The 14,685-nt window shown below is 66.4% G+C and carries 13 protein-coding genes; 7 read left to right on the top strand and 6 right to left on the bottom strand.

Annotated features, from left to right (window positions below; translation table 11 throughout):
- Nucleotides 1-2: 2 nt before the first annotated feature.
- Genes pucL through uraD form a run of 3 tightly spaced genes read right to left on the bottom strand, consistent with a single transcriptional unit; the run spans nucleotide 3 to nucleotide 1,690 of the window.
- A complete protein-coding gene (pucL, locus tag ACGFNJ_RS30425) occupies nucleotides 3-878 on the bottom strand; it encodes a factor-independent urate hydroxylase (protein WP_393455742.1) in 876 nt (291 codons plus the stop codon).
- Nucleotides 879-881: 3 nt separating this feature from the next.
- Complete coding sequence (gene uraH / locus ACGFNJ_RS30420) at nucleotides 882-1,181, bottom strand: hydroxyisourate hydrolase (protein WP_069167052.1); 300 nt, start codon at nucleotides 1,179-1,181, stop codon at nucleotides 882-884.
- Nucleotides 1,178-1,690, bottom strand: a complete 513-nt coding sequence (uraD, locus tag ACGFNJ_RS30415) for a 2-oxo-4-hydroxy-4-carboxy-5-ureidoimidazoline decarboxylase (protein ID WP_393455738.1) — start codon at nucleotides 1,688-1,690, stop codon at nucleotides 1,178-1,180. The genes uraH and uraD overlap by 4 nt, the downstream gene beginning before the upstream one ends.
- Before the next feature lie 162 nt (nucleotides 1,691-1,852).
- Here uraD and ACGFNJ_RS30410 point away from each other — a divergent pair, with 162 nt between their 5' ends.
- The 3 genes from ACGFNJ_RS30410 to ACGFNJ_RS30400 all read left to right on the top strand — a co-directional run bounded on the left by ACGFNJ_RS30410 (nucleotide 1,853) and on the right by ACGFNJ_RS30400 (nucleotide 6,439).
- Complete coding sequence (locus ACGFNJ_RS30410) at nucleotides 1,853-3,358, top strand: PucR family transcriptional regulator (protein WP_393455735.1); 1,506 nt, start codon at nucleotides 1,853-1,855, stop codon at nucleotides 3,356-3,358.
- Between the two features lie 233 nt (nucleotides 3,359-3,591).
- Nucleotides 3,592-4,524, top strand: coding sequence for a family 2A encapsulin nanocompartment shell protein (locus ACGFNJ_RS30405; RefSeq protein WP_393455732.1), 933 nt, complete (start codon nucleotides 3,592-3,594; stop codon nucleotides 4,522-4,524).
- Complete coding sequence (locus tag ACGFNJ_RS30400) at nucleotides 4,496-6,439, top strand: family 2A encapsulin nanocompartment cargo protein cysteine desulfurase (protein WP_393455729.1); 1,944 nt, start codon at nucleotides 4,496-4,498, stop codon at nucleotides 6,437-6,439. Before ACGFNJ_RS30405 ends, ACGFNJ_RS30400 begins: the two co-directional genes overlap by 29 nt.
- An 88-nt stretch (nucleotides 6,440-6,527) precedes the next feature.
- On the opposite strand, the gene ACGFNJ_RS30395 is transcribed toward ACGFNJ_RS30400, so the two are convergent.
- Nucleotides 6,528-7,496 (bottom strand): polysaccharide deacetylase family protein, encoded by a 969-nt coding sequence (locus ACGFNJ_RS30395; RefSeq protein ID WP_393455726.1) that lies wholly within the window; start codon nucleotides 7,494-7,496, stop codon nucleotides 6,528-6,530.
- A 236-nt stretch (nucleotides 7,497-7,732) separates the two neighbouring features.
- Here ACGFNJ_RS30395 and ACGFNJ_RS30390 point away from each other — a divergent pair, with 236 nt between their 5' ends.
- Nucleotides 7,733-9,238 carry a putative glycoside hydrolase gene (locus ACGFNJ_RS30390; RefSeq protein ID WP_393455723.1) on the top strand — a complete coding sequence of 502 codons (1,506 nt, stop codon included), beginning with the start codon at nucleotides 7,733-7,735 and terminating at the stop codon, nucleotides 9,236-9,238.
- 27 nt (nucleotides 9,239-9,265) lie between these two features.
- Here ACGFNJ_RS30390 and ACGFNJ_RS30385 read toward each other — a convergent pair whose 3' ends face one another.
- Nucleotides 9,266-10,516: a hypothetical protein gene (locus ACGFNJ_RS30385; RefSeq protein WP_393455720.1), complete on the bottom strand. Its 1,251-nt coding sequence runs from the start codon at nucleotides 10,514-10,516 to the stop codon at nucleotides 9,266-9,268.
- A 111-nt stretch (nucleotides 10,517-10,627) separates the two neighbouring features.
- Entirely contained in the window at nucleotides 10,628-11,344 is a 717-nt protein-coding gene (locus tag ACGFNJ_RS30380; protein WP_393455717.1) for an SDR family NAD(P)-dependent oxidoreductase, read from the bottom strand.
- Between the two features lie 89 nt (nucleotides 11,345-11,433).
- Here ACGFNJ_RS30380 and ACGFNJ_RS30375 point away from each other — a divergent pair, with 89 nt between their 5' ends.
- The 3 genes from ACGFNJ_RS30375 (at nucleotide 11,434) to ACGFNJ_RS30365 (ending at nucleotide 14,645) form a co-directional block, all read left to right on the top strand.
- On the top strand, nucleotides 11,434-12,000 hold the full coding sequence (locus tag ACGFNJ_RS30375; protein WP_393455714.1) for a TetR/AcrR family transcriptional regulator: 567 nt from the start codon (nucleotides 11,434-11,436) through the stop codon (nucleotides 11,998-12,000).
- Between the two features lie 19 nt (nucleotides 12,001-12,019).
- Entirely contained in the window at nucleotides 12,020-12,805 is a 786-nt protein-coding gene (locus ACGFNJ_RS30370) for an alpha/beta fold hydrolase (protein ID WP_393455711.1), read from the top strand.
- 181 nt (nucleotides 12,806-12,986) lie between these two features.
- A complete protein-coding gene (locus ACGFNJ_RS30365) occupies nucleotides 12,987-14,645 on the top strand; it encodes an FAD-dependent oxidoreductase (RefSeq protein ID WP_393455708.1) in 1,659 nt (552 codons plus the stop codon).
- Nucleotides 14,646-14,685: the final 40 nt, after the last annotated feature.

Genomic DNA, 14,685 nt, shown 5'->3' with positions numbered 1-14,685 from the left:
CGTCACTCCCACGCCGGACCGGCGGCGGGCGCGTCCTCGCGCAGCACGGTCCCCTCGATCAGGCCGTACGGGCGGTCGGCGGCGTAGAACACCTCGTTGTCGTTCTCCAGTCCGAACGCGGACAGATCGACGACGAAATGGTGTTTGTTGGGCAGCGACAGCCGCACCTCGCCGACCTCGGGGCAGGCGTTCAGCACGCGCTCGCCCATCGCGTACAGCGTCTGCTGCAGCGAATAGCTGTAGGTCTCCGCGAACGCCTCCAGCAGCGCGTTCCTGGCCTCACGATAGGTCTTGTCCCAGTCGCTCGGCTCGTCGACGAAGCGCCACTCCGCGTTGACCTCGGTGGCCAGGATGCGGTCGTAGGCTTCCTTCAGCGTCGTGTACTTGTCTTTGAGATAGCCGTGGAACTCCGAACCGGTCGAGTTGAGTACCACCAGGCCCTGCAATCCCGCGACAACCCAGGCCTTTTCGCCGTCGTAGTGCACGCGGGCGGTGCGGATCTCCTTGCCGGAGCGGACGAACGAGTGCTGATCGTCGCCAGGGTCGATCACGATCCGCTCCCACGCGTACTCCTCGACGCTGACCCGCGCATGGTGGATCGACGGCTGCGAATCGACGAAATGCCGTGCCAGCAGGACACCGAAGGCCTCGGGTGAGCTGATGCCGTGCTCTTTGGCGAAGGCGAAAACGGTGTTCTTCTGGGTGTCCGTCGGCAGCACCGCGCCGTTGTCGCCGGTAAGGTGCACCTCGTCCATGTCGCCGGAGAGCGCCACCCCGACATTGAGATCGCGAATCTCGTGCACGCCACCGTTTTTCGTCACGCTGACGACATGGGTCTCCGCTTTGCCATATCGGTTCGGTCCGAGCTTGATCGACATTGTTCAGCTACCTCGATAAGTGGAGTAGGAATACGGGCTGAGCAGCAGCGGCACGTGGTAGTGCGCGGCCGGGTCGGCGACGGTGAAGTCGATGGCGACCGAGGGATAGAAGGGGCTGATCTCGCCGGTGTCGAAAGTCAGCCGGTGCGTGCCGATTTCCGGAGCGGGTAGATCCTTGATCCGGCCGTCGTCGTCGGTGTGCCGCTCGGCGAGCACGGTGCCGTCCGCGCGCGACAGGCGCACCAGCAGCCCCGCGGCGGGACGCCCGGTCACCGCGTTCAGCACATGGGTGGACAGACTCACTTGTCCCCCAGCAGCTTTCGCACGCGCAGGCGGGTGATGTCGGCGAGCTCGCTCTGTACTTTGATGCGCTCGTCGAGGACCGAATTGGCCAGGCGCTTGCGCAGCTCGGTGAGCATCTCCTCGGCGCTGCGCCCGGTCGCACGGATCAGGAAGACGTGGCCGAAGCGATCCTCATAGGCCTGATTGCCCGCGGCGAGCTCTCTGCGCACGGCGAGGTCGGCGGTCGCGGCGCCGGACTGCTCGCCACGCGACCACGCCGCCTCCCGCTCGGACAGCTCGGCCTTCGCGCGGTCACCGATGCGCGGATGCGCCGCGAGCGCCTCCTCGACCTCCGGCCAGCCCAGCTCGCACACCGCGGTCACCGCGGCGGCGATGACGCTGTCGACGTCGGGGTACGGCCTGGTCGCCGCCACCTTCTGCGCCCACTGCCTGGACGCACAGCAGGCGAGCAGTTCCTGCTCGGCCGCCTCCGGTGGCAACGCGTTCAGCCATCCGATGTCGCCTGCCATCTGACCTCCTGTCGGGGTTCGCCAATCTGTTCCGCAAGTACACCCGGCGAGCAGAACCGCAGCTAGAAACGAGAAATCTGAACTGTGCGCCAGTTCACACCGCACTCTTTGTGTGAATGTCCAAGGGCGTTCACCAGGGGGCCGACTGTTAGCCTTCGGACCGTGCGCCTTCGATCACTGCTGACCATGGCGGACCTGGGACTCGAACTCGTCACCGGCGAAGAAGAGTTGGACCGGTTCGTGCGTTGGGTGGTGACCACGGACATGCTCGATCCCGGTCGCTACCTGTCCGGCGGCGAGCTGGTGCTCACCGGTATGCAGTGGCGCCACGATCCCGCCGACAGCGAGGTGTTCGTCCGTGCGCTGGCCCAGGCCGGCGTGGCGGGGATGGCCGCGGGCGATGCGCGATACGGTGGCGCGCCGCCCGATGTGGTCGAGGCCTGTCGCAAGCATCGGATTCCCCTGTTTCGGGTGCCGGAGAACGTCGCGTTCGCCGCGGTCACCGAGCAGATCACCCGCAATCTGTCGACCGGGCGGGCGGCCGATCTCACCGCGATCCTCGATCGGCATCGCCAGCTCGTGTCCGGGGCGGGACTCGGGTCGGTGCTCGAGCTCATCGAACGCGATCTCGGCATGCGATGTTGGGTGATGTCGTCCACCGGGCGGGTGGTCGCCGGGCCTGCGACGCCGCCGCCGGTCGAGGTGACTCCCGCGTTCCTCAGCGCGCGCAGGCTGCCGCTGGCGTTCCTGGACGACAAGGCCAGGTTCTCGCTGTTCGCGGTCGACGAGCATCGCACGTCCCGAGCCGCCGACTGGTTCCTGGTGTTCGAAGGTGACTACACCGAATGGCCCGAGGAGCGGCGTGCGCTCGCCGGTGAGCTCGCCGCGGTGGTCTCGCTGGAACGCGCGCGGCAAGACGATCGGCAGAGCGCCGAGGGACGGCTCGCGCAGGAGCTCATCGAGCTGATCGTGTCGGATGCCAAACCGACAGAGATCATTTCGCGGCTCGAGCTGACCGGGCTCGGACCCGCGGAAACCTATATCGCGGTCGCGGCCGCCGCCGATGACAGCCTGCGGCCCGGCGAGCTACGCGTACTGCTTCGCGAAATCCTTTACGGCAGAAGGCCGGCCGCCGGCGTGGTGGACGGCGAGGCGATCGCGCTGATTCCGGCAGGGCCGGACAGCCCGGTCATCGACGAAATCAACCGTGCGGTCACCGCTTTGGAGCCGGGGTTGCGTGGCAGCCGACTATCCGTCGGCGTGAGCGGCGTCGTCGACGGTGAGGGGTTGCGCGGCGCCGTCGAGGAGGCCCGCTACGCACGCAGGATGGCCGCCGGTCGCCTGCAGCCGGCCAGCGTCGTCGGCCACGACGAGCTCGCCACCCACATGCTGCTGCTCGCCTCGGTTCCCGACGAAGTGCGGCGCATGTTCCGGCTGCGGCTGCTCGACCCGCTCACCACCTACGACCAGGACAACCGCGCCGACCTGGTGCACACCCTGGAAACGTTCCTCGAGGTGTCCGGGTCGTGGACCAAGTGCGCCGAGCTGCTGCACGTCCACGTCAACACGCTGCGTTATCGGATCCAGCGCATCGAAGAACTCACCGGGCGCGACCTGTCCCGGCTCGAGGATCGCGTCGACTTCTTTCTCGCTCTCGCGTTGCGCTGATTCTCGCGCCGCGAGGAATCGCGTCGACTTTTCTTCGCAATCCTCGAGTCTTGGTTTCCGACTCGAGGATTGCCTCGACGTTTTTCTCGCCCTCGTGCCGCGCCGCACGCCGTCAGCGCGATGCGCGGCGCGCGGAACAAGGCGGGCAATAGGGTCGATCCGGGCATTGCCAGGGGCAAGGGCTAGCATGATCGGGCTGGTAACGGTGGATTTGCCGATCCCAAGGTGGTTCGATGACTAAAGCTGTTCCACGGCCGGTAGCACTGGGCGATGAAGCTGCCCGGACACTGGCTAACGCAACGAAGACCGTCCCGCAGATGCAGTCGATCACCCCACGGTGGTTGGTGCATTTGCTGGATTGGGTTCCCGTCGAAGCCGGTATCTACCGGAGAAACCGGGTTACCCACGAGAACACCGTCGATATTCAGTGCGACAACTTCGACGAGTCTCCGCTTCCGGAGACGTTCATCGATTACGAGCGGGACCCGCGGGAGTACCGACTCAAGGCAGTGCACACGATCCTGGATGTGCACACCCGCGTCTCGGATCTGTATTCGAGCCCGCACGACCAGATTGCTCAGCAGTTGCGATTGACGATTGAGGCCATCAAGGAGCACCAAGAAGGCGAGCTGATCAACAGCCCCGACTACGGACTCATTGCCAATGCCGTCAAGTCGCAACGCATCACGACGATCGCCGGGCCGCCAACGCCCGACGATATCGACAACCTGATCACGAAGGTGTGGAAGGAGCCGGGATTCATCCTGACTCATCCGCAGGGCATCGCTGCCTTCGGCAGGGAATGCACCCGGCGCGGTGTGCCGCCGCCGACCGTGAGCATGTTCGGATCCCAGTTCATCACCTGGCGTGGGATCCCGCTCGTTCCGTCGGACAAGGTTCCGCTGGAGCGCGGCAAGACCAAGTTCGTGTTGATCAGGACCGGCGAGGCACGCCAAGGCGTGGTCGGCCTGTATCAGCCGGGCCTGGCCGGTGAACAGGGCATGGGCCTTTCGGTGAAGTTCATGGGTATCGATCGCAGCGCGATCGCGTCGTATCTGGTGTCGCTGTACTGCTCGCTGGCGATCCTCACCGACGACGCAGTGGCGGTGCTCGACGGAGCCGAGGTGGGCAAGTTCCATGACTACGCACCGACCTACCGGAGCTGACATTCCGCGCCCAGCGGACGAAGGTGGCGCCGAGTGGATGCTGCCGGACGAGGCGACACTGAATCGCCTTGCCGGTGAATTCTTCTCGGCGCTGCCGTCGGGGTCGGCGGGCTTGCCCGCCGCTCCGGTGGGCGTGAGTGTCGCGCAGCCGGATGTGCCGACGTCGCCGCCGAACGTAGGGGTCCCTTCCCCCTCGCACGCGGCGACATCGGCAGGCCCGCAGGAGGTTTCGGGGGCAGCACCCCATCGGCCGGATGCGTCCGCGCCGATGCCGACAACAGCGGGAGCGCCGGGATTCGCGGCGGTGCCCGATGTTCGGACGATGGTGCCGTCGTCGGGGGTCACCGGGGTTTCCGGAACGCCGAGCGGCGGGAAGGGCGATCCTACTGTCCCCGGACCGACACCATCTGGCACACAAGGCCTTTCGGGTGGAACCCCGCCCGGTGGCCCGACGCCGGAGCCGACCGTGCCGAGTTGGGGCCGTGAGGTCCCGATGGCCGAGGCGACGAGCGTGCCGACCCAGCCCGACGGCGTGCACTACGACCCCTTCTTCACCACGCTGCCGTCGTTGCGGGATGTGCTGTCGCCGTCGCGGTTTCCCGAGGCAGCGGCGCCGGCCGCGGGCGAGCCGAGCTTCTATTTCCTGAACTCGCCCGGCGCCGTGGCCGCCGGTCGGCGACCCGATGCGCACCCGCCGTTCGATGTGAACGCGGTGCGCAACGATTTTCCGATCCTGCGGGAGCGGGTCAACGGCCATCCGCTGGTGTGGTTCGACAACGCCGCGACAACGCAGAAGCCGCGCTCGGTGATCGAACGCCTCGCGCACTTCTACGAGCACGAGAACTCCAATATCCACCGCGCCGCACACGAATTGGCGGCGCGGTCCACCGATGCCTACGAACAGGCCCGCAACACCGTGGCCCGGTTCATCGGGGCGTCGTCGCCCGAAGAGATCATCTTCGTCCGCGGCGCCACCGAAGGCATCAACCTGATCGCGCAGACCTGGGGCCGCAAGAACATTCGCGAAGGTGACGAGATCATCATCTCGCACCTGGAGCATCACGCGAACATCGTGCCCTGGCAGATGCTTGCCGGTGAGACGGGCGCGGTGCTGAAGGTCATCCCGGTCGACGACAACGGCGAGCTGCTGCTCGGCGAGTACACCAAGTTGCTCTCCGATCGCACGAAACTCGTTTCGGTGACCCAGGTTTCGAATGCGCTCGGCACCTTGACGCCGGTGCAGGAGATCGTCGCCGAGGCACAGCGCGCCGGTGCGGTCACGGTCATCGACGGGGCACAGTCGGTGCCGCACACCAGGATCGACGTGCGCTCGATCGGCGCCGACTTCTTCGTCTTCTCCGGCCACAAGCTGTTCGGCCCGACTGGAATCGGCGTCGTCTACGGAAAATCCGAGATACTGCAAGATGTTCCGCCGTGGCAGGGTGGCGGCAACATGATCAGCGATGTGACGCTGGAGCGGTCGATCTTCCAGCCGCCCCCGGGTCGATTCGAGGCAGGCACCGGCAATATCGCCGATGCGGTCGGCCTCGGCACCGCGATCGAATACATCGAGCGCATCGGCATCGACAACATCGCACGCTACGAGCACGAACTGCTCGAGTACGCGACGCCGCTGGTGGCGAACGTGCCCGGTGTCCGGCTGGTCGGTACCGCCCCGAACAAAGCGAGCGTGCTGTCGTTCGTGATGGCCGGGTACGAGCCGATCGAGGTCGGAAAGGCGTTGAACGAGAAGGGCATCGCCGTCAGGGCCGGGCATCACTGCGCGCAGCCGATCCTGCGTCGCCTCGGCCTGGAGGCGACGGTGCGTCCGTCGTTCGCCTTCTACAACACCTGTGCGGAGATCGACCGCATGGTTGCCGTCCTCGAACAGCTCGCGGTGCGTACGCCGCGGTGAATTGAGCTCGGACCGGTGCCACCTCGGCTGTCGCGGCCGCACCGCAGCGTGCGGCGGCGACAACCGAGGTGCGCCAACGGCTTCCTGCTCAATACGCCGCGGCCCGGTCCGACCATGACGGGGTCAGTTCCTCGGCGAGCTGCCGAGGAAAGGACACCTTGGCCGGGTTGCCATCCGAGGTGTAGCGCTGATCGGGGTTCGCGGCCATGCGGTCGAGCCAGTAGGTCGAGTCGAAGTCGACAGCTGTATTGCCGGAACGGATTCGGGGCACCGCCGCGGGATCGAGCCGCCCGTACGGTGACGGAGCGGGTTCGGCGCCGACGAGCATGACGGCGTCGAACGCGTAGGACGTGCCGTCCCAGGCCCCCGCGCGGGCAAGGGCGCGCTCGCTCGGCGAGATACCGAGCGGCAACGCCATCGTGCGCACCCGTCCCGGCACTGCCGCGCCGATGGCCGCGACGTTCTCCGCCAATTCCTGTTGGACTCCGTCGGCATCGAGCTGCGCGAGATTCGCGTGCGTCGCGGTGTGGGCGCCGATTTCGTAACCGTGTGCGGCCAGCCATGGCAGGGCGCGCGCATCCTCTCCGAAAGGATGGTTGTTGACATAAAACGTTGCCGTGGGGGCGAAGTCGGGGTGGTGGGCACGGAATTCCTCGAGTATCCCGATGGCGGTATCCGGCGCAGGCCTGCCGTCGTCGGTGAACGCGAGTTGGCTCAGGGTCGAATCATCGAAAGTCAGGAGCACTGGATGCGTACCGGCGGGAATATCGATAGCACCGGAAATATAGGCGGCCGCGGTAATCGGGCGATAGCGCTCGCGATACAGCCGGTCGAGTTCGGCCCGGAATTTCTCGGGCGTCTGGTCGTATTCGCTGACCGGTGTCGGCGAAAGCTGGTGATACATCAGGACGGGCACAAGCCCGAGCTCGTTCGCGCCGACCGCGGCCGGGTCGGGCACGGGGGCCGAGGGCGTGACCGCCGCTTCCTTGTCGGCCTGCCCGCTGTCTGCCGGGCCGGCGGGTGTCGATCCGCACGCGGCGACGGCCGCGAACGTCAAGGCCGACAACATAACTCGAACAACGTTTACCGCGTTCTTGGTCATCGGCCAAACGGTACGCGACTATGAACAACATCTTGATGAAGATTGCCGCGACGGCGCGCCGGAGACGGGATAGTAGAGCCATCTCCGAAGGAAAGTTGGCACGCGCGTTGCTGGATAGATTCCGCACTACAGGCCACCGGCGGTTGGCGGCAGTGGTAGTTACCGCAGTCTTATCAATTCTCGTCGCTTCTGTGACCATCAGCTCGGTTCAGGCCGAACCGGAGGGATTGACCGTCACCGGGCTACCGGACGGCACGATCAGCGCGGCGACGCTGTCCGCCATGACATTACGAGTGGACGCGAAGGGGCACGACCCCGCCGACCTCCGGCTGGAACTCGACGGCGAGTCCGTCGACGGCCGCGTCGATGGCGGCGCCGTGGTCTATCGACCAGGATCGCTGCCCGACGGCGAGCACAAATTCACCGCCGAGATCCCGGTTGGCGGATTCTTCGGTTTCCTGCGCACCGGTCCCGGCGTCTCCGAGGTCTTCACCGTGGACAACGAGGCGCCGACGCTGACCGTCACCCCGCCGCAGGCCGTGTCGTCCTACCGGCAGCCGGTCATGGTGCGCGGCACCGCAACCGGGGCCGACCGGGTGGTCATCGGCACGCAGTCGGTTGCCCCCGCCGACGACGGATCGTTCGAGATCACCATGCCTCGCGCGCCGACGGGCACCGAGATCGTCGCGATGGACGCGGCCGGAAACAAAGCCACCCAGGCGATCTCGGCCGCGATCGAGACACCGAAGATCAGTTCGGTGCATGTCACCGCGTACGGGTGGGCGCACGAGGGCCTGCGCGAGGACGTGCTGAACATGGTGCGCGACGGGCGGATCAACACCGTGCAACTCGACATCAAGGACGAGGACGGCGTCGTCGGTTACGACTCGCAGGTGCCGCTCGCCCGGGAATCCGGCGCCGTCGAACCCATTTACGACGCCCGTGCCACGCTCCGGCAGCTGCACGACATGGGCGTGCGGGTGGTGGGCCGGATCGTCGCGTTCCGCGATTCGACGATGGCCGAGTGGGCGTGGAACTCCGGCCGCACCGACTGGGTCATCCAGAACCCGTACGGTCAGCCGTACGCCAGCAGGTACGGCGCGATCGCGTTCACCAATTTCGCGAATCCCGAAATGCGCAAGTACAACATCGATCTCGCGGTCGAGGCGGCGAAGCTCGGCTTCGACGGCATCATGTACGACTACATCCGCCGCCCGGACGGCGCACTGTCGCAGATGGTGTTCCCCGGCGCCACCGCATCGCCGAGCGTGTCGATCGCCGAATTCCTCCGGGAGAGCCGCGATCCGGTGCGGGACGCGGGCGCCGACCTGAGTGCCGCGGTGTTCGGTGTGGCCGCGACACGGCCGGACGAGATCGCCCAGGACATCCCGTTGATGTCCAAGTACGTCGACTACATCGCGCCGATGCTGTACCCGTCCCACTGGAATTCCGGGGAATACGGTGTGGCGAACCCGAATTCGCAGCCGTACGACATCGTGTTCCGCTCGCTGCAGGACTTCCGCAAGCAGACGCAGGGCACCAGCGCCAAGATCGTCCCGTGGTTACAGGACTTCAGCCTTGGTGTGAGCTATGGGTCCGGTGAGGTGGCTGCGCAGATCGATGCGGCACGGGACGCGGGCGTCGATGGTTACTTCCTCTGGAGTCCAACGGTCACTTATCATCTCGCAGCTGGTTGACCGATGCAGCGGCTCTTGTCGGTCGCGCTAGAGGACCGACAAGAGCCGACTGCGCACTGCCGCCATGAGTTCCCGGTCCGCGTCATCCGGCGCGAAACTGGCCAGATCGATATTGAGTCGACCGTCGAAGCTACTGATCACCACCATGATCGGCGGTACCGGCGGCAGCTGCGGAGGCGCAACCAGCGGGTCGTAATGGAACAGCGGCCAGAAGTCCTGCAGCTCGAGCGCGGCCGGGTGGCGCAGGGCCGGGATCTTGCCCCAATTCGTGGTGAAGGCCGATGCGCGTGCCTGCTGGAACCCGGCCAGCGTCGCCTGTGCGGTCCCGACCCCGCCGAATGCCGCGTGATGAATGCTGTGATCGGCGAGGTCCGACGCCAGCCTGGCGCCGACCGCTCGCGCGATGTCCACGAGCTCGGTCGGTCCATCTCCGGGTTGGTATTGCCCGATCCCCAGAATGTTCGTGCCATCCGTGAAGGCGGCCGGGGGAGAGATGCGTGAGCGCAGATCCACCGCGAAGGCATAGAAAGTGTCGGACAACGGCACCTCGCGAGTGTCCGACAGGGCGAGCACGATCGCCGCAGAGACCAGGCTGTTGATCGTCGTCCGTTCGCGGCGGCCGACGTCGACGAGCGCGCGGGTCTCGCCGTAGTCGAGCGCGCAACGCACGCTGGACAACACCGCGAGATAGGAACTGGCCACTGCCGCCGCACCGGTGAGAACGATAGGGGCAGCGGGTGATTCGGGCGACGGCACTGCCTCGTCATCGTCCGGGGCAATCGCGCGGTCGGCGAACAGTGCCTCCAACGACATCGGATACCCGCGTTGTTCCACCGTTGGCTCAGGAACACCCTCGACGAAGTCGGTGTACAGCGACCACAGATCCTTCAATACCGCGAGCGAGTGATACCCGTCGGCGACGCTGTGGTGGGTGAGCAGCGTGACGTTCGCACGTTCGCCTTCGCGGACGACATGTAACTCCGTCAGTGCCCGACCCGGATTCAACGACAGGTCGTGAAATACCTCCTCGACCGGTCCGTTGAACACCTTGAACGCCGATGGCAGTGACGACTCCCGCGAAATCGCGATTCCCTGTTCGTCTGCGACCAGATATGACCCGTGTACCGGATGGAAACGGCGCAGGACGTCGAAGGCGTCCGACAACGCCACCACGTCCAATGCGCCGCGTACCCGCACCGAATAGCCGACCGACAATCCTGTGCCGACGTGCGGCACCTCAGTCGGGGCCAGTGCTCGAATGGTGTTCGAAACTGTCACGACCGTACCTCCTTCGAGCGTCCGAACCGGCTCCTCGCGAGCCGATACGCCCAGGCTACGTTCGGACCGAACGGTCGTAAATATCAATGAGCAACATCACAGCTTCCGCTGTCAGCCGCCCAGCATGTCGAACACCTCCTCGGCGCGATCGCGGGCGCGATACATGTCCCACGCGGCATCGGCGAGCCGATCGGGGTCGAGGGTGTGGCCCGCCACGGAGCCGAAGCGGGCAGGGTCGGCGGTGACCATGGCGTGGATGTCACCGCGTTCGACGAGGCCGCCGATCGTGAGAGTGCCTGCGTAGACGCCACGTTCAGCGAGCGCGGCGTTGAGCGTGATCGCGTAGTTGCGCAGCGCCGCCGAGGGCAGAGCCAGCTGACCGAGCATCGGCATCGGGCGGACACTGGAGAGACCGCCGGCAAACAACAGTGCGCCACGACCTCTTTCGAGCATGGCGGGCAACACGGCCTGTACCGCGTCGACGGCAGGCCAGACCCATTCGAAGGCGGATTGCGCAGTGGCGAAATCCATGTCGGTGATGGGCACCGGATGTTGCTGCGGCCCAGGACCGTAGTAAGCGAGCTCGACCTCGCCGGCACGGGCGATCTCGTCCAGCATGGCCCGCAGGCGGGCGCGGTCGGTGACATCGGCGACGTAGGCGGTGGCGTCGATATCTTGCGCCGCAAGATCTTTCAGATAGCCGTCGTGGCGCGCCGAGCTGCGCGAGAGCAAGGCGACTCGAAAACCTTCGCGGCCGAATCGCCGGGCCATGGACATGCCGAGACCGGGTCCGACGCCGATGATCACGGCCGTTGGTGTGGTGGTCATGCGATCTCCTTCAGAAAATTGAGGGGCTCCTCATTTTCAGAAGATAGCACGAAATCGAGGAGCCCCTCGACTTTTGTAAGATGGTCCGCATGACCAAACCGCTGCGCCGCGACGCGGCCCGCAATCGCGAGAAGCTGTTGCGGGAGGCCGCCGGTGTATTCACCGAGCAGGGGCTCGACGGATCGCTGGAGGAGATCGCACGCCGGGCCGGGGTCAGCATCGGCACGCTCTACAACCACTTCCCGCACCGGGACGCGCTGATCGACGCATTGCTGCCCGCCCGGCTGGCCGCGATGGACGACTTCGCCGCGCGCGCAGCCGCCGAGCCGGACGCGTGGGTGGCACTGTGCGGGTTCATCGAGGAGCTGCTCGGGCAGATGACCGCCGACCGCGGGCTGCTCGAGGCGTTCACCGGCGATCATCCGGCGGCCGCGCAGCTGACGCAGGCCTGTCATCGCGGCATGTCGAGCCTCTCGGAACTGCTACAGCGCGCACGTCAGGCAGGCGCGTTGCGCGCCGACGCGACCGACGAGGATGTGGTGCATCTGGTGTGGGCGCTGTCGCTGCTCGGCGAGAAGACCGGCTCCCCTGCGTGGCGTCGGTGCCTCGGTTTCGCGCTCGACGGTCTGCGTGCGCCGCACGGACCAACCCGCTAGCGAGAGGAAGGGCAATCCTGTGCCATATGCCAAGGCCGCCAACGGTGTTCGACTTGCGTATCAGACCGGAGGCGAAGGCGTTCCGCTGGTGCTGCTCGCCGGGCAGGCGAACAATCACCATTGGTGGGACGGTATCCGGGAGGACTTCGAGGGCGGGTACCGCACCATCACCCTCGACTGGCGCGGCACCGGCGACAGCGACAAGCCCGACGAGCCTTACAGCACAGCGGGTTTCGCGGACGACGTGATCGCGGTGCTCGACGATCTCGGCGTCGACCAGGCTGCGGTGTACGGCACCTCGATGGGCGGGCGGGTCGCGCAGTGGCTGGCCGCGCGGCACCCGCAACGAGTGCGCGCACTCGTGCTCGGCTGCACGTCGCCTGGCGGCAAGCACAGCATCGAACGCGGACCCGACATCCGGCAGTCGCTCATCCAACCCGATCCCGGCGCGGCGAGACAGGCGCTGCTGGAACTGATGTACACGCCGGAATGGCTGGCACGCACGTCCGGCCCCTACAACACGCTCGGCGATCCGGCCATGCCTGCCTACGCCAAACGCCGCCATCTGATGGCGAGCAACAAGCACGATGCGTGGGATGTGTTGCCGGACATCGAAGCTCGGACCCTCATCGTGCACGGCACCGACGACCGGTTCAATCCGGCCGCGAACGCTCCCCTACTCGCCGAGCGCATCCCACACGGCAGCATGCACCTGATCCCCGGAGCGCGGCACGCCTATTTCGACGAATTCCGCTCCGTCGCAGGGCCACTCGTCCTGAGTTTCCTCGACCAGACAGCCGACTGACAGCTTCCTCGACGAGACAGCAGGCGGACTTCGCCGAGTTCGGGCTCGAATCGCCGCCGTACCAGACCAGACAACCGCGGCGTATGCGCAGCCAGTATCGTCGGACCCGGCCGCGACCTCGGCGCTCCATCGCTACGTATCGAAACCACAGGCTCCAACCGAACCAAGGGAGAAGCTGTCGATGGGTGCGATGGAACCGGAAACCCCGGACCGCTACGGGGCCTATCCGCGGTTGAGCGAGCCACAGATTCGCTTGCTCTGCACACACGGCGAGCGACACACGACCACGGCCGGTGAGGTGCTGTACCGGCAGGGCGGCCGCGGCTACGACTTCACCGTCGTCCTCTCCGGCACCGTCGCGGTGCTCGAGGGAGACGGCGCCACGCAGCGGGTCATCAGCGTCTTCGGCCCCGGGCGCTTCCTCGGCGACCTCAGCCTGTTGACCGGACAAGCCACGTTCGTCTCCGTCGTGGTCCAAGAGGCAGGCGAAGTGCTGGTCGTGCCTGCCCGGACGCTTCGCGAATTGGTTTCGCGCGACACGACATTCGGAGATCTGGTGCTCGGCGCCTACCTGGTTCGGCGCGCGGTCATGGTCGGACTCGGTGCCGGACTGCAAATCATCGGCTCGAGCTACGCACCCGACACCCGGCGGCTACGAGAATTCGCTACCCGCAACAACATCCCGCACCGCTGGCTGGACCTGGAAAAGGACGCTCGAGCCGAGACGCTGCTTCGTGAACTCGGCATCCCGCCCGATCAGACACCCGTGGTGATCGGAGACCGAAACCTGGTCTTACGCAATCCGAGCACCGCCGAGCTCGCCAGGGCCATCGGGCTCAACCTCACCACCGATTCGGATCGGCGCTACGACCTGATCGTTGTCGGTGCGGGTCCGGCGGGACTCGGTGCCGCCGTCTACGGCGCCTCGGAAGGTCTGTCGACACTGGTACTCGACTCGATCGCAATCGGTGGCCAAGCGGGCACGTCTTCCAGAATCGAAAACTACCTTGGATTCCCGTCCGGGATCTCCGGCGCGGCACTCGCCGAACGAGCGGAACTGCAGGCCAGGAAGTTCGGCGCCGCCCTCACCCTCCCCGCCGAGGCGGCCGCGCTGGAAACCCGGGCCGGAGATTTCGTGGTGCGGATCTCCGGCGGCACCGAGGTGACCGGCCGGGCCGTGCTGATCGCCACCGGCGCGCGATACCGCAGGCTCGCCGTGCCGCGACTCGACGACTTCGAACCGACCAGCGTCTACTACGCCGCAACACTCGTCGAGGCCGAGTCGTGCCGCGACGCACCGGTCGTGGTCGTCGGCGGCGGCAATTCGGCTGGGCAGGCGGCAATGTTCCTGTCCCGATTCGCAACCGAGGTGCGGTTGGTGATCCGCGCAGGCGACTTGGCGGCAAGCATGTCTCGCTACCTGATCGCCCAGATCGAACAGACGCCAGGGATCGAGGTCATCCCCAACACCGAGGTGCACGAGCTGCTCGGCGCGGCCACTCTCGAAGCAATTACAGTGCGCGACAACATAACCGGAACTACACGCACCCTCGACACACGTGCCCTGTTCGTCTTCATCGGCGCCGAACCGTGCACCGCATGGCTCGGCGACTGCGTCGCACTCGACGACCACGGCTTCATCCTGACCGGCCCCGACGCCACCACCCCCGACCATCACCCCCTCCCACTGGAAACCAGCGTCCCCGGCATCTTCGCCGCAGGCGACGTGCGCAGCGGCTCCATCAAACGCGTCGCCTCCGCCGTCGGCGACGGCGCCATGGCCGTCTTCCTCCTCCACCAATACCTCGACCGCCCCGACAATCCCCCGGTCGGCGAATAGCGTCGGACAAGGTTGTCCCGATCGGGACGGTTCACGCTGC

The sequence above is a fragment of the Nocardia sp. NPDC049149 genome, assembly GCF_043197455.1.
Classification (GTDB): Bacteria; Actinomycetota; Actinomycetes; order Mycobacteriales; family Mycobacteriaceae; genus Nocardia.
The sequence above is the reverse complement of the archived record's forward strand: the minus strand, read 5'-3'. Positions and strand labels throughout refer to the sequence as shown.

Coding starts and splice junctions, on each gene's coding strand:
- ACGFNJ_RS30400 (WP_393455729.1), top strand. CDS start 4,496: ATGACTACGCACCGACCTACCGGAGCTGACATTCCGCGCCCAGCGGAC.
- pucL (WP_393455742.1), bottom strand. CDS start 878: ATGTCGATCAAGCTCGGACCGAACCGATATGGCAAAGCGGAGACCCAT.
- ACGFNJ_RS30375 (WP_393455714.1), top strand. CDS start 11,434: ATGACCAAACCGCTGCGCCGCGACGCGGCCCGCAATCGCGAGAAGCTG.
- uraD (WP_393455738.1), bottom strand. CDS start 1,690: ATGGCAGGCGACATCGGATGGCTGAACGCGTTGCCACCGGAGGCGGCC.
- ACGFNJ_RS30365 (WP_393455708.1), top strand. CDS start 12,987: ATGGGTGCGATGGAACCGGAAACCCCGGACCGCTACGGGGCCTATCCG.
- ACGFNJ_RS30405 (WP_393455732.1), top strand. CDS start 3,592: ATGACTAAAGCTGTTCCACGGCCGGTAGCACTGGGCGATGAAGCTGCC.
- ACGFNJ_RS30380 (WP_393455717.1), bottom strand. CDS start 11,344: ATGACCACCACACCAACGGCCGTGATCATCGGCGTCGGACCCGGTCTC.